We start from the raw sequence: 21901 nt of genomic DNA, 5'->3' as shown, positions 1-21901 counted from the left end.
TGGTTTAATAAGCACTGTATTAAAGGGCGCCTTGGCGCCTTTTTGGCTAAATTAAAGTCTGTTTTAAAATAAATAAGGCGATGTTGAGTGTGGTGATGAAGTTATGATATTATGAAGTAATGATATCAGGAAATGCCTGCTTATTTAATACTGGGGGGAGCAAATGGTAAATCGTCCAAATAGTGGAATGGGAGCTTTTAGAAGGTACGACGCTGAGGACTCGCCTAGGAAACCAGTTGAGCAAAAATTAAATCAACCAACCGATTCTTTTTTTGAAGGCTCAGGGAAAATAGTCCAGGCGATACCTATGACCCCCGAAGAAGTGCGTGCTGCAGGAGAGCTGCCTACCGGGAAAGTGATCACTCCCCCTGTCGCAGAAATGGATTTCAGTGGGGCTGTCGAGGGAACTGTAGTTCAAAAACCAAGTTTACCGCGTCGAATGCTCAGCAGCGTCGTTAACTACTTTAGCGGCAACGCTAGCCCTTCCGATTTGCGAGATAAGATAGGCCGTACGGCTGGCGCAGGGTTGGCAGCTGGGGCCTACCAGTTAGGAATGAATGCAGCGGTGAACGCTCCTTTCAGTATTGGAGCTGCTGGATTCGCACATTTACCGATGATTGGTGGCGCGGTGTTAGGCGGGACAGAATTTCTTGCCGCCGCCCGTCGGATGGCCAAGGATCCCACAGTATCTAAAACAGAAATGGGTTTCCGTTTAGCTTTTGAGCACGCTTTGCCCACCGTTGCCGGCTTCTTTGCAGGCACAGCAATGATTGCCGGTCCTATGGCCGCGACACACGGTTTGGCTGTTTTAGCTTTGCCGGCACTCGTTGCCAAGGCAGGCGCTGTGCAACTCGCAACCTATGCAGCATCCCGCGGCTTTTTTCATGCTGTATTCAATCGAGTCTGGCCTGCTAAAGATAAGCCAGTCATGGGTCAAGAAGTACCAAAAAAAGATCCTGATTTGGCCCTGCCGCCTGAAGGAAAGGGGGCAGCGCCTATGCCAGGGGAAGATGTTCGAGTTGTTATCGGCGGTGAGAAGCCAGGTCCGACTCCAGCTACTTCGTCCAATGCATCGTTCGCTTCAACGTTGTCTGATGTGCCATCGGAGCCATACCAAGCACTCCCCACAAGCTCTAACGCCTCATTTGCTGGTGGTGAACCACCTCGCGCACCAGGCTTGTTTGGCAGACTGGCAGCTTGGTTCAGAGGTGCCCCGCGTGCTAGGTTAGATGACACTCAGGAGAGGAGCACGCGCGCATCGTCTCCAAATGGAAGTTTCAGAGAGCCTTTGTCGCCATCTGAACATAATGCGAGTTTTGCTTCTAGATCGTCCACCGCAACAGGAGCCTCTTTTGGTACACCTCGCTCTCCAGCAGCAACCCGGGCCAATTTGGCGAGCAGCTCCAGCTCCGCTTCGACCAGCTCTGTCGCACCAAGCAGGGCTGATATTAGAACTGCGAACGACGCGCTTAGAGCCAATTTGCGAAATCCTCAGCCTGGAGATTGGGCTCCGGGCTTAGGAGAGGTTCCGGAAACTCCTGAAGCAAGGCTTCAAAGAACCCGAGAAGATTCCGAATTGGAGCGTCGCGTCGCAAAGCTTAGAGAAGGTCAGTTCCAGCCTCAGGATGGTATTGGTACCGCGGGTACGCCTGTACTTAAGCCTGGATCTCCGGAAGCAATTAGGTCCGCAGGGCAAGAATACCAACGTATCAAGCAAAGAAATTCGGCGAGGGCTGCTGATGCCAAGGATAAAGCTGAGATGGCTGCTCTTGAAGCTAGACGAGCTGCGCTTAGAGGGTCACCAAACGCTGGGACAGCAGTCCCTTCCGATGCTGACGATGAGAGGATATTAGCTGAATTGGAAGCTGAATTGGAAACGAATTCACCAGCTGCCCGCGGTGCAACACTTAGACCTGGGGCATCTTCAACAGATAGTGGTTCAACGAGTCCGACTTTGGGAAGCCCTATGTCACCTGACTCAATGCGTGCAGGTGCTTCCGGGTCATCGGGTTCTAGCTTGAACACGTCTTTGAATCCAGGAACGCCAGGAAGTCGTTCTATGTCTGGTGCGTCTAGAAGCCCAACAGGCGATGATCCTCTGGATTTAGACACTGGAGACGATAATTTAAGCTTTGCCTCAAGTGTTACTGCGCGTTCAACCATTGCTCCATCCCAAAAACCTCGTGGTGGGAGCGGGCAACGTTAGTGACGTGAACGTTAAGATCGAAGTATTTGCACCACGCTCTCCTCGCTCAGGTTTCGATGTAGTTCATCGTTGATCATGAGTGCGGGGGCGCGGTCGCAGGTGCCGAGGCAAGGGGTAGGTAGGAGTGTGTACTCGTTGTCTGGGGTGGTTTGACCTAGTTGGATGCCGAGTTCTTCTGTGATTTTGGTGCGGATTTGTTCGTAGCCCATGATGAAGCAGCTGACGCTGTCGCAGATTCGGATGACTTTTTTGCCTACGGGCTTTCGATAGATTAGGTTGTAAAAAGTTGTGATGCCGTCTAGTTCGGTGTCCGACATTTGCATGTAATCTGCTACCAGGCGTAGGGACTCGTCGCTGATGTACCCTCGGTGCTTTTGGACGATCATGAGGGCTTCAAGGCAGGCGCTTCTTCGGACCGGAAATTTAGCTATCTCGTGGTCAATTTCGGATTTCTCTGCAGCGCTCAACATATAAGGTTGATTCTCAGGTAGTTGCCGGATTGTCAAGGTGCGGGGAAATGGTAGGACTTACGGCTTATGAATTGGCGATATCTTTGGATTACATCATTAGTATTAGCTGCATTTTATTTTGGGGCAGGAGTCTTGACGGCTTCTCGGGCGGTGACTTTGACGCCAACTTTTATTGATAAGAGCGTGCCTTTGGTTACTTGGACCGTTTGGATTTATGCCATGGAGTATTTTATGCTGCCGTTGGCGTTCTTGGCTTTGCGTTCGGCTGAGCTTTTGCGAGGCATGATGGTGGCTTTAGTAACGGCCGTTGTGAGCTCAGGACTGATTTTTATTATTTATCCGACTGTGATGAATCGGCCTAAAATTACCGGAGATGGAATTTCTGAGCAGGGCTTTAGGCTGCTTCATACCATTGATACGCCGCGTAACTGCTTTCCGTCATTGCATGTTTCTATCATGGTCTTGATAGCCATTTATTTGAGCCGGGAGTCTAGATTGGGGGGCGTGATTGCTTGGTTGATGGCTTTGGTGGTCATCATTTCCACGCTGACCACCAAGCAGCACTATTTTGTGGATATCTTGGGTGGTCTTTGCGTGGCAGCTTTTGCGGTGTGGGTTAGTGCATTAGATGCATCACGAGCGAAATCACAAACAAAACTACAAAAATAAAGAATATGACCTTGGCAATGCCTGCGGCAGCGCCAGCGATGCTGGTGAATCCGAGAGCAGCGGCAACGATAGCAACGATAAGAAAAATAAGAGCCCAAACGAGCATAAGTACCTCCGGCATCGACTTTAACATAAGAGAATTTGAGTTTGGGAAATTGCTCTGATTTTTTCATTGCTTGACGTCACAACCAAAGCTTTCTAAATAATACCGATGAAATTAACTTCTTCGTCGCCTCGAAATTTCGAAACCGAAAAGCTTGATTTACTGGTGTTTGGGGTCCACGAGGCCAAAGACGCTCGGCAACTGATGAAAGGTCAGATTCAAAGCAAAGCTTTAGCGGAAGGATTTAAGGGCAAGCCGGGCGAAGTCTTTTTTACGCATACCTTTTTGGACAAAGGTCCGAAGGCCATCGCGCTGATTGGTTTGGGCGATCGCACGAAAGTCTCCCAGGAGCACTATCGTAAAGTAGCCGCCATGGCCTGCAAGATAGCGAACACCAAACAAGCGGCCAGAGTTGGCATCTTCTTTGATACCGATAATTGGGTAAAATCCGCCAGTGAAGGGGCGGTATTAAGCGCCTATCGTTTTGACAAATATTTGAGCGAAAAAGATGAGCGTCATTTAAGCGAAGTTGTTTTTTTTACCGATGATAAGCAGGCCAAAGAGTTGCTGCGTCAAGGTGAAGTGATTGCCGAAGCGGTCTGTCTCGCGAGAGATTTGATCAATGAAGGCCCGAGCGTGATGAACCCGGTGGCAATGGCTAAAGTAGCCATGGCTGAAGGCAAAGCGCATGGTCTAGATGTCAAAGTTTTTGATGAGAAGATGCTGGAGAAGGAAAACTTCGGCCTGCTCTTAGCCGTTGGGCGAGGCTCTTCGGATTTTGCAGCACCTCGCGTGGTTCGTTTGGCTTATCGCCCAGCTAAAAAGGCGAAAAAGCATATCGCATTGATTGGCAAAGGCGTTACTTTTGACTCCGGTGGTTTGGATATTAAGCCATCCGATGGCATGCTGCACATGAAGACAGACATGTCAGGCGCAGCCAGTGTCTTGGCTGCGATTAGGGCGATTGCACAGCTAAAGCCAAACGTAGCAGTCACGGCTTATATGGCCTGCGTGGAAAATGGCGTGGATTCTAAGTCTTATCATCCAGGCGATATTATTACTTCTCGAAAAGGGCTGTCGGTGGAGATTAATAACACGGACGCTGAAGGGCGGCTCGTTTTGGCGGACACCATGAACTATGCTCAGGAAAAGGATAAGCCTGATGTGGTGATCGATATTGCGACCTTGACTGGGGCATGTGTGGTGGCTCTTGGGCCGAACATGGCTGGGCTGTTCTCTAACGATGATGCGCTTTCTAGCCGCATTATGGAATGCAGCCAAAATACGGGAGAATCCTTTTGGCGCATGCCAATGCCGGATGAATTATTTGATCAATTAAAGACCCCTATTGCAGACATGAAAAATACAGGTGAGCGTTACGGCGGTGCCATTACGGCTGCTCTCTTCCTGCAAAAATTTATAGAACCCAAAGTAGTTTGGGCGCATTTGGATATCGCGGGACCCGCCCGTAACGACAAAGATCAACCTTACATCAGTGTAGGCGGTTCTGGTTTTGGGGTGCGGACATTGATTGAGCTAGTACAGAATTGGGCTTAGGAGCAACGCTTAAATGAGCGAAATCAAACGCAAGAATCGTCCCCATTTTAATAATAGAGAAAAACAAACTGAACGTCCATCTCCCGTGATTTTGCCAGATATTAACCCAGAGATTGAATCGATGGACTTATCTGAGCTAAAGCACGCTAAAATTGACGATCTACAAGGCCGGGCGCAAAGACTTGGCGTGGATTTCGATGCGCTTTTGCGTAAGCAGGACATGGTTTTTGCTCTGCTGAAATGGCAAGCTGGCAACAGCGGTGCGATTTTTGGTGAAGGGACATTGGAAACCTTCTCTGAAGGCTACGGTTTTTTGCGTGAACCCAATTATAACTATGAGCCTTCTGCCGATGATATCTACGTGGCGCCTTCGCAAATCCGTGCATACGGCTTGCGCATGGGCGACACCGTTCGGGGTCAGATTCGGCCACCGAATGATAAAGAACGCTATTACTCGTTGCTGAAACTCGAAACCATTAACGGCATTACGCATGCTGAGCATCGTAATAAAGTTTCATTCGATAACTTAACGCCGCTTTATCCGAATAGCCGGTTTAAGTTGGAAAGTTTGCCGACGAATTACTCGACTCGTATTATCGACTTGTTCTGCCCCATCGGTAAAGGCCAGCGTGCTTTGGTGGTTGCGCCGCCAAGAGCTGGTAAAACCGTTTTGATGCAAGATATTGCTAATGCGATTACGGCCAATCATCCGGAAGTGACTTTGTTGGTGCTTTTGATTGATGAGCGTCCTGAAGAAGTGACCGATATGCGCCGCAACATCAAAGGCGAAGTGATTGCTTCTACTTTTGACGAGCCTGCACAACGTCACGTTCAGGTTGCTGAAATGGTGATTGAGAAAGCAAAGCGCTTGGTCGAAATGAAGCGCGATGTGGTCATTTTGCTGGATAATATCACCCGTTTGGGGCGGGCCTATAATACGGTGGTGCCGCCAAGTGGGAAGATTCTGTCTGGTGGTGTGGATTCTAATGCCCTGCACAAACCAAAGCGCTTTTTCGGTGCGGCGCGTAACGTTGAAGAAGGCGGATCGCTTACCATTATCAGTACGGCTTTGATTGATACCGGTAGCCGAATGGACGAAGTGATTTTCGAAGAGTTCAAGGGCACTGGTAACGCGGAAATCGTGCTGGATCGAAAGCTGATGGAAAAGCGTATTTTCCCATGCTTGGATATCAACAAGTCCGGAACACGTAAGGAAGAGCATTTGCTGGACAAAGACACGTTGAACCGTGTTTGGGTCTTGCGTCAGCTACTACATCCGCTGAATGTGATCGATTCGATGGAGTTTTTGCTTAGCCGTATGAAGGGCAGCAAAACCAACGCTGAATTTATTGCTTCGATGAGTCACTAATGCCCGGACTGCCACCTGCAAAAATCGCGGTCATTCTAGGCTCCGGCCTGGGTGGCTTTGCTGATTATCTGACAAACACAACTTCACTGGCCTATTCAGAAATACCGGATTTTCCAGTCAGCACCGTCGAAGGCCATTCAGGTCGCTTTGTTCATGGTTTCATTGGTGAAACGCCTGTTTTATTGATGCAAGGTCGTGTCCATCGGTACGAAGGTTATACCGCGAGCCAAGTGGCTTTTCCTGTGCGCTTTTTAAAAGATTTGGGCGTTCAAAAGCTGATTCTAACCAACGCTTCGGGTGGGATTAACCAAGACTTCGGCGTTGGTAATTTAATGCTGATATCGGATCACATTAATCTGACCGGTGATAATCCGTTGATTGGGCCGAATAACTCCCAGCTTGGCACCCGGTTTCCCGACATGAGTCAGGCTTACTCGTTGCGGCTTAGGCAACTGGCGAAATCGATTAGTCCTAATCTGCAGGAAGGCGTGTACGCAGGCGTTTTGGGCCCGTGTTATGAAACGCCGGCTGAAATTAACATGCTTAAAGTACTGGGCGCTGATGCTGTTGGCATGAGTACCGTGTTCGAGACCATTGCTGCTCGGCACATGAACATGGAAGTTTTGGGTATTTCTTGCATCTGTAATATGGCTGCGGGATTGTCTCCAACCAAATTGACCCATGAAGAAGTGACTTTGGCTGGCCAGAACGCCTCAAAAGAGTTCGGCGATTTATTGCTTAAATTGATTCCATTATGTAATTGATAGTTAATCTATGAATCACATTGAAATCGTTTTAACCGTATTTATGATCATTGGTGTGATCGCCAGTGCTTCTGCTGGAGCGCTGAGAGCCATTGAATCTAAAATGGACATCACGGGCGCCATCTTCTTGGCTTTCGTGGCGGCGAACGCGGGCGGGACTTTTAGAGATTTGGTGCTTGGCACCCAAGTGTTCTGGATGAAGTATCATTACTATTTATGGATATCTTTTTCCGTTGGCATTTTGATGTACGTCTTGAGCCAAATTTGGCGCGCACCCACTGCGCATCGCTACTTCCTTAAAACTTTGATTTTCGCAGACGCCATGGGGCTTGCGGCTTTTAGCATTGCGGGTGTGGAAAAAGCGCAAGGGCTCGGTGAGGGTCCTGCTATTTCCATCTTGATGGGCGTGGTGACAGCAGTGGGTGGGGGTATTGTTGCTGACGTGATTTCGAATCGGTCGCCTATGGTGTTTTTTAGCGAGCTTTATATTGTCATATCGTTCTTTGGCGCGATTTTATATTTGATTTTAAGCGATTTGCTGGGGCATCCAGTGGCGGCGGGCATCGCTTTGGTCCTGATTGTGTTGTGCCGAATGATAGCGGTGAAGCTGAAGCTAGGGGTTAGATGATTTCTCTTTTGAGTATTTTGGCGCTGACCTTCACGCTTGAGCCAGCAATGGTTAAACAGGGCCAAGTGGCGCTAATTAAAATTTCTGATGCGCCGTCAGATTTGTCAGTGCAAATGGGCAACCAGAAAGTAGCTTTATGGGATTGCGAAGGAGCTAAGCGTTGCGGTGTTATCGGGGTTCCATTAGAAACTCCGGTCGGTAAAATTACCGCTGAAATGCGCTCGGGACGCGAACTTCAAAAGCTAGCGCTTGGAGTTGAACGAGGCGATTTTAAAGTTAATAAGCTCAAAGTTCCGGCGAAGATTACTAAACCCAACGCCAAAGAGCGCGCTCAAATTGCTCAGGATAAGCTCGATATAGAAGCGGCTTATAAAATGGGTGAGAAGGACCCGCTGTGGGCTGAGCGATTTGAGCTTCCAACTGGCGGTATTATTACCAGCCTGTTTGGCAATCAACGCGTTTATAACGGGATTTTGCAAAGCGTGCATTTGGGAGTGGATCTAAGAGCCAATGAGACCACGCCGATTCATGTGAGCAATACTGGCAAAGTAGTGTTGGCGAAAAACCTGTTCATGGCAGGCAATCTCGTGTTGGTTGACCATGGTAGCGGCGTTTATTCGAGCTATGCGCATTTGAGTAGAATCGATGTTCAAGTGGGCCAAAGCTTGAAAAAAGGCGAACAAATCGGCATGGCCGGCGCGACGGGCAGGGTGACAGCCCCGCATCTACACTGGTCAACGAAAGTAAACGGCATCGCCGTAGACCCCCACGCCCTAATCAAAGTGTTGTCACCCCGCACTTGATGCGGGGTCCAGGATGACAAAAGGGGATGGATGGTTAATGGTTTCACCATGAACAAAATCCTCAGACTCTTCGTCGCTGCGACCTTGATCTCCTCCAACATTTTTGCAGCAAAATTTTTCAACGCAAGCTTAGTACCTGGTGTCGCTATCTTCGGCCGGACCCAAACCATCGACGGCTTAACCATCGGCATTTGGTCAGAAAACCCACAACATGCTTTGGCACTTGGCATCGTCAACGGCAGCACCAGTGATAGCGCAGGCTTAAGCATCGCTTTGGTCAACTACGCCCAAAACTATAAAGGTGTCCAATGGGCTTTTGTGAACTATAGCGAAACGTCATTCATGGGATTGCAGTCCGGTGCGGTCAACTATGCTGGCAAGCTATCCGGCGTGCAGTTTGGTGTCGTAAATATTGCCCACGCCGCAGACAAAGCCGTTCAAATTGGTCTTGTGAATATTATTCAGAACAACGAGTCATGGTTCGGTCACTTTCCATCGCAACTTGCCCCAGGGATGGTTTTTGTTAACTGGCGGTTCTAGTGTCTAGAGTTTTGGCATTTATTGCCTATTCGAACTTGTTTATATCGCTTTGCGCGGCCTCTTTATCGGCATATGCGCAGGCGATATTTGCAGCGCGCGTTGAGCACGCCCAAGTCTTGCTGATATTTTGTTCCACATTTATTTTGTATAATGGCCAGCGGCTTTATTTGTCGATTTTTCAGACGCATCAAAATCTGCATTGGTATCTTTCGCATCGCGGTGTGTTGTGGTGCATGATGTTGGCGGCTGGTTTTGGACTGTATCCGTTGTTGTTTGCAAGGCTTATTGATCTGGTTTGTTATGGGGCCTGCTTTTTGCTGGCTTTGACGTATTTTTTACCGGTAACTAATTTTCGAAAAATGCCGGTTGTGAAATCGTTGTTGGTTGCTTTGGTCTGGGCGTCGGTTTGTGTGTTGCCGGCGGGGCCGACGGTTTGGTTTTGGACGGCGCAGGTTTGCTTTATCGGCGGCTTATGCGTTTTGTTTAACATTCGAGATATGGCACATGATACTGCCTGTGGGACCAAAACCGTTGCAGTTTCATATGGCGTTTGCGTAGCGCGGACGTTAGCGGTGTCGCTCTTTAGCTTGTTTTTGGTGTTTGATTTTCGCTGGGCTAGCACGGTGGTCTTTGGGCTCGCGTGTGCGTTCGCATTCTATGCGAGACCATCTAGGCATTCCTATTACTATTTATATGGGGTGGATGGCTTAATCTTGCTGCAAGCCTGCTTGGGTCTATGGGCCAAAAGAGTGGTAGTCGTTCTATAAGCTTCAATGACCCTTGGAATTACGCGGCTATTAGTATTTGGGCTGCTGGCTTTTTCGTTCAGTGCCTTGGGCAAGAGCCTTTCGTTGCTGGAAATATTTGAGATCGCTAAGGCACAGGTGGAGTCGGTTTCTCAGCAGAGGGTTCAAGTGGCCTTTGCGCATGCGCAGCTTTTGCAAATTAAGTCCGGCTTTTACCCTAATGTTAACTTTCTTTTTTCATATACCAGGCAGCAGATACCGACGGTTGATAATAATGGATCAGTGGTAGCGGCTTTTTTTAATCCTGACCAATATTTAACGCGATTTTCAGCAACGATGAGTGGGCTGCAGGGATTTAGAGAATTCGCTGCTTATAAAGCCGCGAAAGCGGCGATTCGGGCTCAGGAAGCGAATGTTAACTTGGTTGAATCCGGGTTATACCGGCAGGTTTCAACGGCTTATTATACTTACTGGGGTAATCGTCGGGATTTAGACAACATCTTGGCGCTTAAACAATCAGCTGATGAACGTATGGGCGCTATTAGGAAATTCGTTAAGATTGGGCGTTCGCGCTCAGCCGACGTTTTAGTGCAGGAAACACAAATAGGTTTGCTTGAAGCGCAAGCGATGGCTGCTAAAGAGGCTGTTCGGTTAAGTGAAGAATCATTGCGCGTCATGACTGGGATTGAGCCGCAGGACGATGTCGCGGAAGATACAGCCAAACTGCCTGAGCAACTGGAACCTATCGAAAGCTATTTGGCGAAAATCGATGACCGATCAGAAATCCGATCGTTGGTAGCCCAAGTTGAAGCGGCTGAAAATCAGACCGATGTGATGCGAGGCAGCCACTTTCCGACGGTGGGATTGGCGGCGAATTACTATCCCTATCGAAGTGGCGTGTTGCAGCATATCCATTGGGATTTGGGCGCCAGCATTAACGTGCCGCTGTTTCAGGGGTTTGGCGTGGTTGCGCAGGTGCGGCAAGCACAGGCCACCGCCCGGGGGCTCAGGTATGGGCTTATGCAGGCTCGGCGAGATGCGGAGCGTGATATTCGGACTTGTTATAATACGCTGCAAGGTGTGATTCAGACTTTGCCTATTTTGAGCAGGGCTCAAATATCGGCCCGAAAAAGTTATGAACAGCTTAGCAATGACTATCGCTATAAGTTAATTACCAATTTGGAAGTGAACACCGCCATGACCCAATTGAGCACTTTAATGCGTTCATACGACCAAACTTGGTATCAGGGAAAAACCGCTCTTGAGAACTTACATGCTGCGATAGGACAAGTTCCGTGAATATATCAGAAATCTCGATTCGAAATCCAGTCTTTGCCTGGATGCTGATGGCGTTTTTGATTGTCTTTGGCTGGATTTCTTTTAGCCATATGGGCCTGAGCCAGATGCCGGAAGTCGACTTTCCGGTGGTTTCAGTCTCGCTGACACTAACCGGCGCTGCGCCTGAGGTCATGGAAGTTGAGGTTGCCGATCCAGTTGAAGATGTGTTTGCGTCTTTGGAAGGGTTGAAAACGCTATCGTCTTCATCGGCAATGGGCCGTGTTAGTTTGACCCTTGAGTTTGGTCTGGATAAAGACATCGATATAGCGGTGCAGGAAATCCAAAATGCTTTGAGCCGAGTTGCCGCAAAGTTGCCCAAGGGCATTGATCCGCCGGTGATCATGAAATCGAACTCGGATGCCAACCCAATTATCTGGTTGGCGGTGAGTTCGGATTCTTTAAAGCCAAGAGATTTGATGTCTTTGGTGAAAAATAAAATTAAAAATCGCTTTGCGGCTATTGAAGGTGTTGGGGAGTTAATTCTCGGCGGTTATATCGAGCCAAACTTGCGGGTTTGGGTAAGTCCAGAAAAGCTGGCAGCGCATGAGTTGACGGCATCGGATGTGCTCAGTGCGATTGGATCTGGGCATGTTGAGCTCCCTTCGGGTCAGATTGATATTGGCAGGCAAGAAGTCGGAATTCGAACTTTTGGTGAAGCTCGCAGCGTTGAGGATTTCGGCGATATTTTGATTTTACGCCGTGGGGGAGCACCGAACTATGTACCAATTCGATTGCGAGATATTGGCGAAATTGAGGACGGTTTGAATGATATTCGCGCCATGTCTCGCTCAGCGGGTGTGGCGGCCATTGGTTTAGGTGTGAAAAAGCAGCCGGGTTCAAATGCGGTGGAGGTGGCTAAGGCTGTTAAGGCCCGTATGGAAGAGATAAAAAAGGAGCTTCCCGCTGGGGTCAATATAATGGTTCGGTTTGACTCAACGGTTTTTATTGAGGAGTCGATCAGGGAGCTTAATTTCACGCTGATTCTATCGGCGGTGCTCACGGCTTTAATTTGTCTGCTTTTTTTGGGGTCTATTTCGGCCACTTTAAATGTGGTGTTGGCGATACCGACGGCCATCATTGGCAGCTTTATCGTGCTGGATGCGATGGGCTTTACACTCAATTTCTTCACTTTATTGGGCCTATCGCTCGCGATTGGGATTGTGGTGGATGATGCCATCATGGTGCTAGAAAATATTGTCCGCCACCGTGAAAAAGGCGAGGGCAAGGTGCAGGCGGCGCTGCTTGGTTCGAAAGAAATCACCTTGGCGGCGATGGCGGCAACGACAGCGATTATCGCAATCTATTTGCCGGTGGCATTTATTCAGGGGATTATCGGCAAGTTCTTGTTTCAGTTCGGGGTGACTTTGTCGGTGGCTGTAGCCATTTCATTGCTGGAGGCATTGACCTTGGCACCGATGCGATGTGCGCAGTTTCTAGAGGTGAAGCCAAGGCGAACTTGGATTGGGCGCGGCGTCGAAGCGATGTTTCAGCAAAGCGCCATGGCATATCGGCGGATGGTGAAGGTATCGATCCGATTTAAATGGGCCGTGGTCTTTTTGAGTTTGCTGTTCTTTGCGGGCAGTTTGTATTTGGTGAAGTTGATTAAGAAGGAGTTTATCCCGGCTCAAGATCAAAGCATGCTGATCGTTAGGTTTGAAACGCCGCCTGGCTCATCGCTTGAGTACACGCGTCAGAAATTCATGGAAGTCGAAAAGTGGGTCTTGGGTAAAAAAGACGTGCGCGGGTATTACGGCGTTATCGGTGGTTTTAACGGTGGTCAAACCAGCGCCGGTATGATGTTTTTAACCTTGCAGCCACCGGATAAGCGCAAGTTAAGCCAGCAAGATTTGATTGGTGTCTTTAGAAAAGAGCTTAATAAAATCGACGATATTAAAGTGGTCATACAAGATCCGTCGTTGAGCGGCTTTACGGCTAAGCGAGGCTTTCCCATTGAGTTTAATATTCGTGGCCCTGATCATGAAAAACTCGTTGAAATTGGCAAAAGCTTTACCGAGGCCATGAGTCAAAGCGGCAAGATGATAGACGTTGACAGCGATTACCGAGACGGGCTGCCGGAAATTCAAATCATCCCCAATCGCAGCAAGGCAAGACAGTATGGCGTATCGGTGTCAGACATTGCTCAAACCATTCAAGCCATGATGGGCGGCGTTGTTTCCGGGCAGTTCACCAAAGATGGGCATAGGTATGACGTGCGTGTCAGGGTAAAGGACGAGGATCGCACGCGCATGCAGGATTTATACCGCATGGGCGTTAGAAACGTGCAGGGGGAGATGGTACCGCTGAAAGAGTTGGTCACCACGAAAATGCATCTGACGTTGCAGTCAATCTCAAGACAAGATCGAGAAAGGGCGATTACGTTATATGCGAACCCAGCGCCTGCCAGCTCGCAAGAGGAAGCGCTGAGTGTGGTGGAGCAGTTGGGGGAAAAGCTGCCGCCAGGTTATCGCTTGGTTTTGAGCGGCAGTGCGCAGACTTTTAAAGATTCATTCTCCAGTTTGCTTTGGGCATTGCTTTTGGGAATTTTGGTGTCGTACATGGTTTTGGCCTCGCAGTTTAATAGTTTTGTTCACCCCTTTACGGTCTTGGTGGCGCTGCCGTTTAGTGTGTCGGGTGCGTTGATGGCGCTCTATCTAGGGAATCAGACGCTCAATATTTACAGTATGATCGCGCTGCTTTTATTGATGGGCATTGTGAAAAAGAATTCCATTCTGCTGGTCGATTTCACCAACCACATGCGGGCACAAGGCTTGAGTGTAAGCGACGCTTTGATTGAAGCCTGCCCTTTACGTCTTCGAGCGATTTTGATGACTTCGATTGCAACCATCGCAGCGGCGATCCCGCCTGCTGTGGCTGTGGGACCTGGTGCGGAAAGCCGTGTGCCCATGGCCATCGCGGTGCTTGGAGGCGTGTTCGTATCGACAATCCTGACGTTGTTTGTGGTTCCCAGCGTCTATTGCATCTTGGCAACTTTAGAAAGAAAGCGTTATGTAGATCCCATTTACTCAGAGGGCCGTTCATGAAAAAGTGCTTCTTTTTTATCCTTTTGCTTATAGGTGGTTGTTCTACGATGACACAAAATTTGAAACCCGTTCGTGAAATTGAAGGCATTCAAGAATACATGTTGCCCAACGGCCTCAAGGTGTTGCTATTTCCCGATTTGTCTCAATCCACGGTGACGGTTAATATTACCTATTTGGTTGGCTCAAGGCATGAAGGGCGCGGCGAGACCGGTATGGCCCATCTTTTGGAGCACATGTTGTTCAAAGGCACGCCAACTTTTCCAGATAGCAAAGGCATGTTGCAAGAACGCGGCGCGTTTTTCAATGCTACCACTTGGTATGATCGAACCAACTATTTCGAGACCATGCCAGCCAGCGAAGACAACTTGAAATTTGGCTTGCAGTTTGAAGCAGACCGCATGATCAATAGCTGGATTCGTCAGTCGGATCTCGATTCCGAAATGACGGTTGTTCGCAACGAATTTGAAATCGGCGAAAACGATCCCATCAGTGTTTTGCATGATCAAATGCTTTCTGCCTCTTTCCGTTGGCACAACTACGGTAAGAGCACGATCGGCAATCGAAGTGATATCGAACGCGTGCCCGTAGAAAATCTACAAGTTTTCTACCGAAAATATTATCAGCCAGACAACGCCGTTTTGGTCATCGCCGGCAAGTTTGATCCAAACAAAGCTTTAGAGCTGGCCGGCGAGTACTTCGGCAAAATTCAAAAGCCAACGCGCACTTTGGATAAGACCTACACCGAAGAGCCAGTGCAAGATGGCTCACGTTTCGTAAAACTCATGCGCACAGGCGAGGTCGCAGCAGCAGGTTTATCCTATCACGTGCCAGCAGCATCTCATGGCGATTTTGCAGCCGTTCGGATCTTGGCAGACGTCTTGACGCAAGAGCCAGGCGGTTACTTGTACGACCACTTGGTCCAGGCTGGCAAAGCATCCGAAATTTTCGGCATGGTTTATTCGCTGGCAGAACCAGGCGCCCTGATGATTTTTGCTAAGGCCATCAAGCCTGGAGACGTTTATAAACTTAAAGACGAAATGGTCTTGGAAGTGGAAACCAAACAGGCCAAAGCCATCACCAAAGAAGGTGTCGCCAGAGCCAAAGCGCGATTGCTCAAAAATTATAAAATTGCCGCTAACAACAGCAAAGATTTAGCCTTAAGACTGAGCGAATCGATTTCACAAGGCGATTACCGTCTGTATTTCTGGCAGCGTGATCAAATCAAGAACGTGACCTTTGAAGACGTTGTTAAAGTCGCGAAGCACTACTTGGTAGAAAGCAATCGAACCGCTGGCGTATTTGTGCCGACAGACAAGCCAGCTCGCGCAGAAGTTCCTAAAACCCCTGACGTAGAGAAGATGCTGGAGTCTTACTCAAGCGATCACAACCTCGCTCAGGGAGAACATTTTGAGGCCACACCAGCCAATATCGACCGCATGACCCAGCGTATGACGCTGAATAACAACATTCAGGTCGCTTTCTTGCCGAAAAAGACTCGCGGGGATCTGGTCAAAGCCAATCTCATTTTCCGCTTTGGCACTGAAGACGCGTTAAACGGTCATACCGAAGAGTTGGCATTAATTCCTCAGTTGCTGATGAGGGGCACTCAAAAAAGAAACTTCCAAGCGATCCAAGATGAGCTCGATAGCATTGAATCTAACCTGCGCCTTGGCGGCGCTGCCGGCAAAACAGTGGCAGACATCACCAGCGATAAAGACCATGTGATTGCAGTGATTAAACTGCTCGCTGAAGTGATGAAAACGCCAGCATTTAGCGAAGCTGAATTCGAAATCGTTCGCAAAAAGGAGCTGGCTGAACTGGAAGAAGCACTGCTTGATCCTAAAATGCTTGGCTTTAACGAACTTGAACGCCTGCAAAATCCTTGGCCCAAAACAAGTATTCATTATGTGCCTACGCTCGTAGAACGCATCCAGAAGTTGAAAGCCATCAAGCTTGCCGATATTAAAAAGCTGTACCAGATCTACTATGGTGCCAGCAATTTAGAGCTAGCCGTTATTGGCTCCTTCGATGTTGAGTCGGTCAAAGCCGAGCTCAATAAACAATTTGGCGAATGGAAATCCGCCAAGCCGTTCAAGCGCATTACGCGTCCGTATAAAGCAGTTGTTTCCGAAACCAAGGTCATTAACACCCCAGATAAAGCGATGGCCCTATTGGCCCTAGGTACTAATTTGCCACTTCAAGATAGCTCGGACGATTACCCAGCCATGCGTATGGGTGCGTATGTGCTCGGCGAAAGCATGAAGTCACGCCTGTGGCACCGCCTCCGTGAAACCGAAGGCCTATCCTATGGAGCCGGCTCATGGATGGATGCCAGCAAGCATGAACCAAGCGCCGTTTTGGGTCTGTATGCAATGGCCGCCAGCGACAATGCGACCAAAGCCTTGGCTGCTCTGCAAGACGAGTATAAAAAGTGGCAGACAGACGGCATCACTGAGTCCGAACTCAAAGACAGCAAGCAAAGCCTACAATCCACCATGGAAAACATGTGGGCCAACGACGGTTACGTGGTGTCGGCCCTATGCTCGAACTTGGAACTAAACCGTACCTTCGCCTTCCAAGCCGAGCTTCTCAAAAAGATCGAAAAGCTAACAACAGCGGATGTACAAGGCGCTCTAAAAAAATACGTAACCCCAGCTGGTCTAGCCGAAGTAAAAGCCGGCGACTTCAAATAGCGCGTTTTATGCCCTCTCCATCTCATGGAGAGGGAGATTTTGGCTAGCCAAAATCGGGAGAGGCCAATTACCGCCGCCATCATCTTGCTATTCCTGCTAGCAATCCTAAAACCCATCCACGCAGACATCGCATTCGCCGCGGCATTTCTCTATCAAATCTACGTGCCTGGCATTTTGGGCTATTCCATTCGAATTCTCCCCGGCGCTATCCGCGCAGATTTGCTGCGAATGCTTTGGGTTTCGGCTTCGAGCTTGACCCTTTTTGCTATCGGCCAGTATTTGCTTTTAAAACCAATAAGTTTTGAGCCTGCTTTTTCGATAAATCTCCTTTGGGGTTTCGCCATTAACTTATTGATGATTGCGTTGCCTGAGGAAATCTTTTACCGCGGCTTTTTACAGAGTCGCTTGTTGAGGGTTTATCGCCCGATAACGGCGGTCTTGTTGGTGAATCTGTTTTTCGCCTTAGGGCATTTTGCGGGTGAATATAGCCTTATTAGGCTGCTGCCTTTTTTCCCTGGATTGGTGTTTTCCTGGTTAGTTTATAAATCAAATGGCTCTTTATTAGGCGCAACCTTGTATCACGCCCTTTGCAATGTGTTCGGAGAATGGCTAGCAGAGAGTTTCCGCTGGAGCCATGGATGAAAATTGTTCGGTTAATAGACTTGCAGAAAAAGAAAGAGGCCCGTGAGCCGATTGTCATGCTGACCTGTTATGACGCGACGTTCGCCCGGTTAATCGATATGGCTGGCGTTGACATCCTTTTGGTCGGCGATTCATTGGGTATGGTTATTCAGGGCGCGTCCAATACGTTGAGTGTATCCATGGATGACATGGTTTATCATACGCGCGCGGTCGCGCGGGGCTGTCAGCGCGCGCATCTCGTTGCGGACATGCCTTTCATGACTTATCAAACGGACTTGAAGGTAGCTTTGGAAAACGCCGCCAACTTGCTTCGTGCGGGGGCACATTCAGTGAAAGTTGAAGGTGGGCGCTCGGTTGCTTCCACTGTGAGAGCGATGACCGAGGCTGGCATTCCGGTGATGGGGCACGTCGGTCTAACGCCGCAAAGCGTACATGCGCTCTCAGGTCACCGTATTCAGGGCCGGACCGAAGAAGCGAGCGCAAGGATTTTGGAAGACTCGCTGGCTCTGCAAGAAGCAGGGGTTTATGCAATTGTGCTGGAATGTGTTCCTGAAACTTTGGCGCAAGAAATATCAACCCGTTTAGTCATTCCGACCATTGGTATCGGCGCGGGACGTTTTACGGACGGGCAGGTGTTGGTCAGCTATGATTTGCTTGGCCTTAATCCTGAATTTAAACCTAGATTTCTTAAGACCTATTTAAATGGCGCCAGTTTGGTAATGGCCGCCGTTGAGAAATATGTCACGGAAGTTAGGCATGGAGAGTTTCCTGCCCAAGAACATGTCTCGGTCATATGACCGTTTCAACTTACTCTCCCCGTCGCTAAATGGTTTAGCATGAGATATTTTTTATTACTTGCCTGTGTGTTGACCGGGTTTAGCGCTGCTGCAGCGGTGAAAGAAGGCAACTTTTGTACAAGCGAAGTTCCTGGTCACCAGTGTGAAGCTGGCCTTGCCTGTGATAGGCGGGGCTCTGAGGATCCTTATGGCGGCATTTGCCGAAAGCCTTGCCGCGAAGACACAGACTGTGGTCACCATCAGGTATGCAGCAAAGATGCGACCGTCGGTTTTTGTGTAGACCACTGCGCAGCATATTGATAAGTTTGCGCTATGGCAGTGCAATTTCAGGATTATTATAAAATTTTAGGCGTCGCTCGTTCCGCTTCGCAAGAAGAGATCCAAAAAGCTTATAGAAAACAGGCTAAACAATATCATCCCGACGTGAATAAAGAAAAAGGCGCGGAAGATAAGTTCAAGAAAGCCAGCGAAGCTTACGAAGTTTTAAAAAATCCTGATAGCCGCAAAAAATACGATGCCCTAGGATCCAATTGGAAAGCCGGCGATAATTTCAAATCTCCGCCGGGCTGGCAAGGCGTCCAATTCGATTTCGGCGACCTGCGCGGTGGAGGTGGTGGTGCGCAAAGCGGATTTGGCGGCGGTTTCAGCAGCTTCTTCGACAGCATTTTCGGCAGCACCCCTGGCCAACATCGCCGCAGCCAAGCTTGGCAGGATGAGCCGCCAGTGGCAAAACCGGCTGAAACTGAAATGATTTTATCGCTATCGCCTTGGGAAGCGGCCCTGGGCACAACATTAGAAGTTACGACGCTTTCAGGACGCGTGAAACTTAAAATCCCACCTGGTTCTCAAAGTGGAACGAGAATGCGCCTGAAAGGAAAGGGGCAGATAACCAGAAATGGTCCTGGCGATTTGTTCCTTAATCTACAGATTAAAGTTCCATCGAAATTGACGGTTAAAGAAAAAGATTTATTCGAATCTTTGAGCAAAGAGTCGAAGTTTAATCCAAGGAAATAACGCCTACGATTTCGTGGAGGCGATACCCGCCGCATTGAAGAAGCGCATAGCGTTTTCCCCCTGTGATTCTGCCAGGGCCGCGCACAGTTTGATTTGTTCTACCGCGCCACTGAGCGCTCTGGGACCGCCGGGCATTGTTTGGATGAATGGTTTTAACAAAGTGTTCACTCTGTTCGCATCCTCGGCGCTGCAAAGGGCGGTCAAAGTCCAGGGCAAATGACCTGTGCTTTTGATGGGTAGGCTTTTGATCAAGGCTGGCAGGTTTACTTCCATCCAGGCGAGGCCTTTTTCAAAATGTTCTGGACGTTTCATATACGTGCCAAGCAAGGTTAAGATTTCATTTTTTCTCAGATCTTTTGATAAAATTAGATTTAGCGATTGATCTGATTCAGCGAGCGCGCCGATGACGGCTCGTCGTTGAATGGCATCTTTGCTTTTGGCCAGTATCGATCTGAGTCTTGGATAATAGGCGGGCATTTCTTGAATGAGCACCGTTAAGGCAACTTTGATTAGGTCTGGATCTAAACTCGAGGGTTTGATTAAATAGCCGAGGGCTTTTTTGAGAAGATCTTTTCGAATGGCTGGGTCTTTAGCGACTTCAGCTTCAAAAGCGCTGTATTCGGCGTCAAAGAGCTTTTGCTCGTTGCTGTCTAACATCTGCGGTTTCGTCGTATACACTTTTCGAGCGTAGGCTTCAAAATGAGGCCTGGTGTCAGCTTTGATCACGTAGTTGTTGAGCCAGTACAACGTGGACATTGGTGCGGTGGCGGTGAATCTTGAACTGGTTTTAGCGAATTTGGCGAGCTCAGGCAGAAGTTCGCTGGTGTTTAAACGGCCTGATGTGAAGGCGCCTTTCAAGTTTGCTATTTGGACGACTTTGTCTGCATTGCTGGCACTGGCAAAATTAAAGGGGTAATGACCCGAGAAACGGTAGTAGCCTTTGCCTGCTCTTGCGGGGAAACCAAAGTTTTCCAAGGTCCCTTGGGTCTTGCCGAGCATTTGGCAGGACGTCTTTTCGGGACAAAATGGAATGACCCAAGAATGATCGGGATCAAGATCTGAGCCAAGTGGCAGGTAGCGCTTTTGAGCATACCGGTCCTTCTCAAAGTGAATGAGCGGCACGCCTGGCTGATTTAGGAAGCTTTCAAAACTCGAGGATAAGTTGATACCGTTAACTTTGGACAGGGCCGCAATGAAGTCTCGCGTGTCAGCATTGCGATTCGCATAGTGGACCAAGTAATTGCGCACGCCTTTTTGAAATATGTCTGCGCCTAAATATTCTTCGAACATGGCAATAACGGCAGCACCTTTGGTGTAGGTGATGGCATCGAACGCGCTGTAAATATCATGATGTGACGTGATCGGTTCTGCGATTTTTCGGGACGAGGCGAGGGAGTCCGCGTTCATGGCTTGTTGAGTTTCTTCTAGGGCTTCTAAATCAGCTTGGTACGCAGGGTCGTATTGCATGATCACTTTGGTGGCGATCCAGGTGGCAAAGGCTTCGTTCAGCCAGATGTCTTCCCACCAAGCTAAAGTGACGAGATTGCCAAACCATTGATGCGCGAGTTCATGCGCCATGACCTCAGCAAAGCGCCTTACCTGCCAAACGGGCGCTGTTTTAGGATTGAGCAGTAAGAGCGAGTCTCTAAAAGTAATGGCGCCTGCGTTTTCCATGGCTCCGGCTGCAAAGTCAGGAACGGCAATGATATCAAGTTTGCTGTAAGGGTAGGGAATGCCAAAATAGTCTTCTAAAATGCTTAAAATGCGAGGCGTTTGGGACAACGCATAGCTAATATTTTTGCCTTGACCTTTAGGTGCGATGCCGCGCAGAGGTATTTTACCCATCATAGGTCCATCCACCACATCGAAGGGGCCTACAGCAAATGCGATTAAATAGGTTGGCAAAGGGGCAGTTTCTTCAAAGAGCAGCGTTTTCGTGCCGTCTTTGTTTTTAATCTCTTGCTGCAACAGACCATTGGAGATGCCTGAGCTGTTTTTAGGTACGGTTAAGGAAATCTTAAAAGGTGTTTTAAACCTGGGCTCGTCAAAGCCTGGAAAGCATGTCCGTGCGGCAATAGGCTCGAACTGAGAGTAGACGTAATTAAGTTTGTTGAAAGCAACGCGGTATAGACCGGCAAGGTCTTTCTGATAGGGCGCTGTATACTGCAGCGTCAAGGTGAGCTCACCCGCAGGCAAGGTTTTGGGTGCGCGGATCTGCGACACACCTTCTGATGTGACTTGCTCGTAAGTGACTTTTACTTGCTCGGTGGCAGTTTGGACATAGGCGTCTGTGATCTTAAGGTCTTCACCGTGTAGCCAGAATTCTTTGATGGGCTTGGCCAAAGACAGCTTGATGGTCGCTTTGCCCGAAAAATCAGTTTTGCCTGGATTAACCGACAGAGCCAGATCGTAATGAAGTGGCTTAACCCCTTGAGGAAGCTGTCCCCCGGGCGCTTTTGATGAGAGTGACGAGAGGGAAAACAGGCAAGCTAAAAGAAAAAGACGCATCCAAGGCTTATAG

Annotated in this window: 19 protein-coding genes; 16 read left to right on the top strand and 3 right to left on the bottom strand. The window is 48.9% G+C overall.

Annotation, left to right across the window (positions count from 1 at the left end; translation table 11 throughout):
- The first annotated feature begins 307 nt into the window (after window positions 1-307).
- On the top strand, window positions 308-2206 hold the full coding sequence (locus V4534_07595; protein ID MES2504724.1) for a hypothetical protein: 1899 nt from the start codon (window positions 308-310) through the stop codon (window positions 2204-2206).
- 11 nt (window positions 2207-2217) lie between these two features.
- On the opposite strand, the gene nuoE is transcribed toward V4534_07595, so the two are convergent.
- Window positions 2218-2676, bottom strand: a complete 459-nt coding sequence (nuoE, locus tag V4534_07590) for an NADH-quinone oxidoreductase subunit NuoE (protein MES2504723.1) — start codon at window positions 2674-2676, stop codon at window positions 2218-2220.
- Between the two features lie 66 nt (window positions 2677-2742).
- Between nuoE and V4534_07585 the strand changes: the two genes are divergently transcribed.
- Window positions 2743-3345 carry a phosphatase PAP2 family protein gene (locus tag V4534_07585; protein ID MES2504722.1) on the top strand — a complete coding sequence of 201 codons (603 nt, stop codon included), beginning with the start codon at window positions 2743-2745 and terminating at the stop codon, window positions 3343-3345.
- On the opposite strand, the gene V4534_07580 is transcribed toward V4534_07585, so the two are convergent.
- On the bottom strand, window positions 3293-3451 hold the full coding sequence (locus tag V4534_07580; protein ID MES2504721.1) for a DUF1328 domain-containing protein: 159 nt from the start codon (window positions 3449-3451) through the stop codon (window positions 3293-3295). The genes V4534_07585 and V4534_07580 overlap by 53 nt on opposite strands.
- A gap of 105 nt (window positions 3452-3556) precedes the next feature.
- Between V4534_07580 and V4534_07575 the strand changes: the two genes are divergently transcribed.
- The 14 genes from V4534_07575 (at window position 3557) to V4534_07510 (ending at window position 19380) form a co-directional block, all read left to right on the top strand.
- Window positions 3557-5005, top strand: coding sequence for a leucyl aminopeptidase (locus V4534_07575; GenBank protein ID MES2504720.1), 1449 nt, complete (start codon window positions 3557-3559; stop codon window positions 5003-5005).
- 121 nt (window positions 5006-5126) lie between these two features.
- A complete protein-coding gene (gene rho, locus V4534_07570; GenBank protein MES2504719.1) occupies window positions 5127-6374 on the top strand; it encodes a transcription termination factor Rho in 1248 nt (415 codons plus the stop codon).
- On the top strand, window positions 6374-7138 hold the full coding sequence (locus V4534_07565; GenBank protein MES2504718.1) for a purine-nucleoside phosphorylase: 765 nt from the start codon (window positions 6374-6376) through the stop codon (window positions 7136-7138). The genes rho and V4534_07565 overlap by 1 nt, the downstream gene beginning before the upstream one ends.
- A 10-nt stretch (window positions 7139-7148) precedes the next feature.
- The gene (locus V4534_07560; GenBank protein ID MES2504717.1) at window positions 7149-7766 is read left to right on the top strand and encodes a trimeric intracellular cation channel family protein; all 618 of its coding nucleotides are present in this window, start codon (window positions 7149-7151) and stop codon (window positions 7764-7766) included.
- Entirely contained in the window at window positions 7763-8569 is an 807-nt protein-coding gene (locus V4534_07555) for a M23 family metallopeptidase (GenBank protein MES2504716.1), read from the top strand. The genes V4534_07560 and V4534_07555 overlap by 4 nt, the downstream gene beginning before the upstream one ends.
- A gap of 48 nt (window positions 8570-8617) precedes the next feature.
- Window positions 8618-9109: a hypothetical protein gene (locus tag V4534_07550; protein ID MES2504715.1), complete on the top strand. Its 492-nt coding sequence runs from the start codon at window positions 8618-8620 to the stop codon at window positions 9107-9109.
- Window positions 9109-9876 (top strand): hypothetical protein, encoded by a 768-nt coding sequence (locus V4534_07545; GenBank protein ID MES2504714.1) that lies wholly within the window; start codon window positions 9109-9111, stop codon window positions 9874-9876. The genes V4534_07550 and V4534_07545 overlap by 1 nt, the downstream gene beginning before the upstream one ends.
- A 6-nt stretch (window positions 9877-9882) precedes the next feature.
- Complete coding sequence (locus V4534_07540; protein MES2504713.1) at window positions 9883-11154, top strand: TolC family protein; 1272 nt, start codon at window positions 9883-9885, stop codon at window positions 11152-11154.
- Window positions 11151-14234: an efflux RND transporter permease subunit gene (locus V4534_07535; GenBank protein MES2504712.1), complete on the top strand. Its 3084-nt coding sequence runs from the start codon at window positions 11151-11153 to the stop codon at window positions 14232-14234. The genes V4534_07540 and V4534_07535 overlap by 4 nt, the downstream gene beginning before the upstream one ends.
- 47 nt (window positions 14235-14281) lie before the next feature.
- Complete coding sequence (locus V4534_07530) at window positions 14282-16927, top strand: pitrilysin family protein (protein MES2504711.1); 2646 nt, start codon at window positions 14282-14284, stop codon at window positions 16925-16927.
- A gap of 39 nt (window positions 16928-16966) precedes the next feature.
- Window positions 16967-17569 carry a CPBP family intramembrane glutamic endopeptidase gene (locus tag V4534_07525; GenBank protein ID MES2504710.1) on the top strand — a complete coding sequence of 201 codons (603 nt, stop codon included), beginning with the start codon at window positions 16967-16969 and terminating at the stop codon, window positions 17567-17569.
- A complete protein-coding gene (gene panB / locus V4534_07520; protein ID MES2504709.1) occupies window positions 17566-18366 on the top strand; it encodes a 3-methyl-2-oxobutanoate hydroxymethyltransferase in 801 nt (266 codons plus the stop codon). The genes V4534_07525 and panB overlap by 4 nt, the downstream gene beginning before the upstream one ends.
- Before the next feature lie 39 nt (window positions 18367-18405).
- The gene (locus V4534_07515) at window positions 18406-18666 is read left to right on the top strand and encodes a hypothetical protein (GenBank protein MES2504708.1); all 261 of its coding nucleotides are present in this window, start codon (window positions 18406-18408) and stop codon (window positions 18664-18666) included.
- Window positions 18667-18678: 12 nt separating this feature from the next.
- On the top strand, window positions 18679-19380 hold the full coding sequence (locus tag V4534_07510) for a DnaJ domain-containing protein (GenBank protein ID MES2504707.1): 702 nt from the start codon (window positions 18679-18681) through the stop codon (window positions 19378-19380).
- A 3-nt stretch (window positions 19381-19383) separates the two neighbouring features.
- Here V4534_07510 and V4534_07505 read toward each other — a convergent pair whose 3' ends face one another.
- Window positions 19384-21888, bottom strand: a complete 2505-nt coding sequence (locus V4534_07505) for a M1 family metallopeptidase (protein ID MES2504706.1) — start codon at window positions 21886-21888, stop codon at window positions 19384-19386.
- Between the last annotated feature and the right edge of the window lie 13 nt (window positions 21889-21901).

It is taken from the genome of Myxococcota bacterium, from assembly GCA_040387835.1.
In the GTDB taxonomy this organism is placed as follows: domain Bacteria; phylum Myxococcota; class UBA727; order UBA727; family JABDBI01; genus JAZKCZ01.
Note: the sequence above shows the minus strand (reverse complement) of the source record. Positions and strands in the feature narration are given on the sequence as shown.

Coding starts and splice junctions, on each gene's coding strand:
- V4534_07515 (MES2504708.1), top strand. CDS start 18,406: ATGAGATATTTTTTATTACTTGCCTGTGTGTTGACCGGGTTTAGCGCT.
- rho (MES2504719.1), top strand. CDS start 5,127: ATGGACTTATCTGAGCTAAAGCACGCTAAAATTGACGATCTACAAGGC.
- V4534_07530 (MES2504711.1), top strand. CDS start 14,282: ATGACACAAAATTTGAAACCCGTTCGTGAAATTGAAGGCATTCAAGAA.
- V4534_07505 (MES2504706.1), bottom strand. CDS start 21,888: ATGCGTCTTTTTCTTTTAGCTTGCCTGTTTTCCCTCTCGTCACTCTCA.
- V4534_07595 (MES2504724.1), top strand. CDS start 308: ATGACCCCCGAAGAAGTGCGTGCTGCAGGAGAGCTGCCTACCGGGAAA.
- V4534_07580 (MES2504721.1), bottom strand. CDS start 3,451: ATGCTCGTTTGGGCTCTTATTTTTCTTATCGTTGCTATCGTTGCCGCT.
- V4534_07585 (MES2504722.1), top strand. CDS start 2,743: ATGAATTGGCGATATCTTTGGATTACATCATTAGTATTAGCTGCATTT.
- V4534_07560 (MES2504717.1), top strand. CDS start 7,149: ATGAATCACATTGAAATCGTTTTAACCGTATTTATGATCATTGGTGTG.
- nuoE (MES2504723.1), bottom strand. CDS start 2,676: ATGTTGAGCGCTGCAGAGAAATCCGAAATTGACCACGAGATAGCTAAA.
- V4534_07550 (MES2504715.1), top strand. CDS start 8,618: ATGAACAAAATCCTCAGACTCTTCGTCGCTGCGACCTTGATCTCCTCC.
- panB (MES2504709.1), top strand. CDS start 17,566: ATGAAAATTGTTCGGTTAATAGACTTGCAGAAAAAGAAAGAGGCCCGT.
- V4534_07540 (MES2504713.1), top strand. CDS start 9,883: ATGACCCTTGGAATTACGCGGCTATTAGTATTTGGGCTGCTGGCTTTT.
- V4534_07565 (MES2504718.1), top strand. CDS start 6,374: ATGCCCGGACTGCCACCTGCAAAAATCGCGGTCATTCTAGGCTCCGGC.
- V4534_07575 (MES2504720.1), top strand. CDS start 3,557: ATGAAATTAACTTCTTCGTCGCCTCGAAATTTCGAAACCGAAAAGCTT.
- V4534_07510 (MES2504707.1), top strand. CDS start 18,679: ATGGCAGTGCAATTTCAGGATTATTATAAAATTTTAGGCGTCGCTCGT.
- V4534_07555 (MES2504716.1), top strand. CDS start 7,763: ATGATTTCTCTTTTGAGTATTTTGGCGCTGACCTTCACGCTTGAGCCA.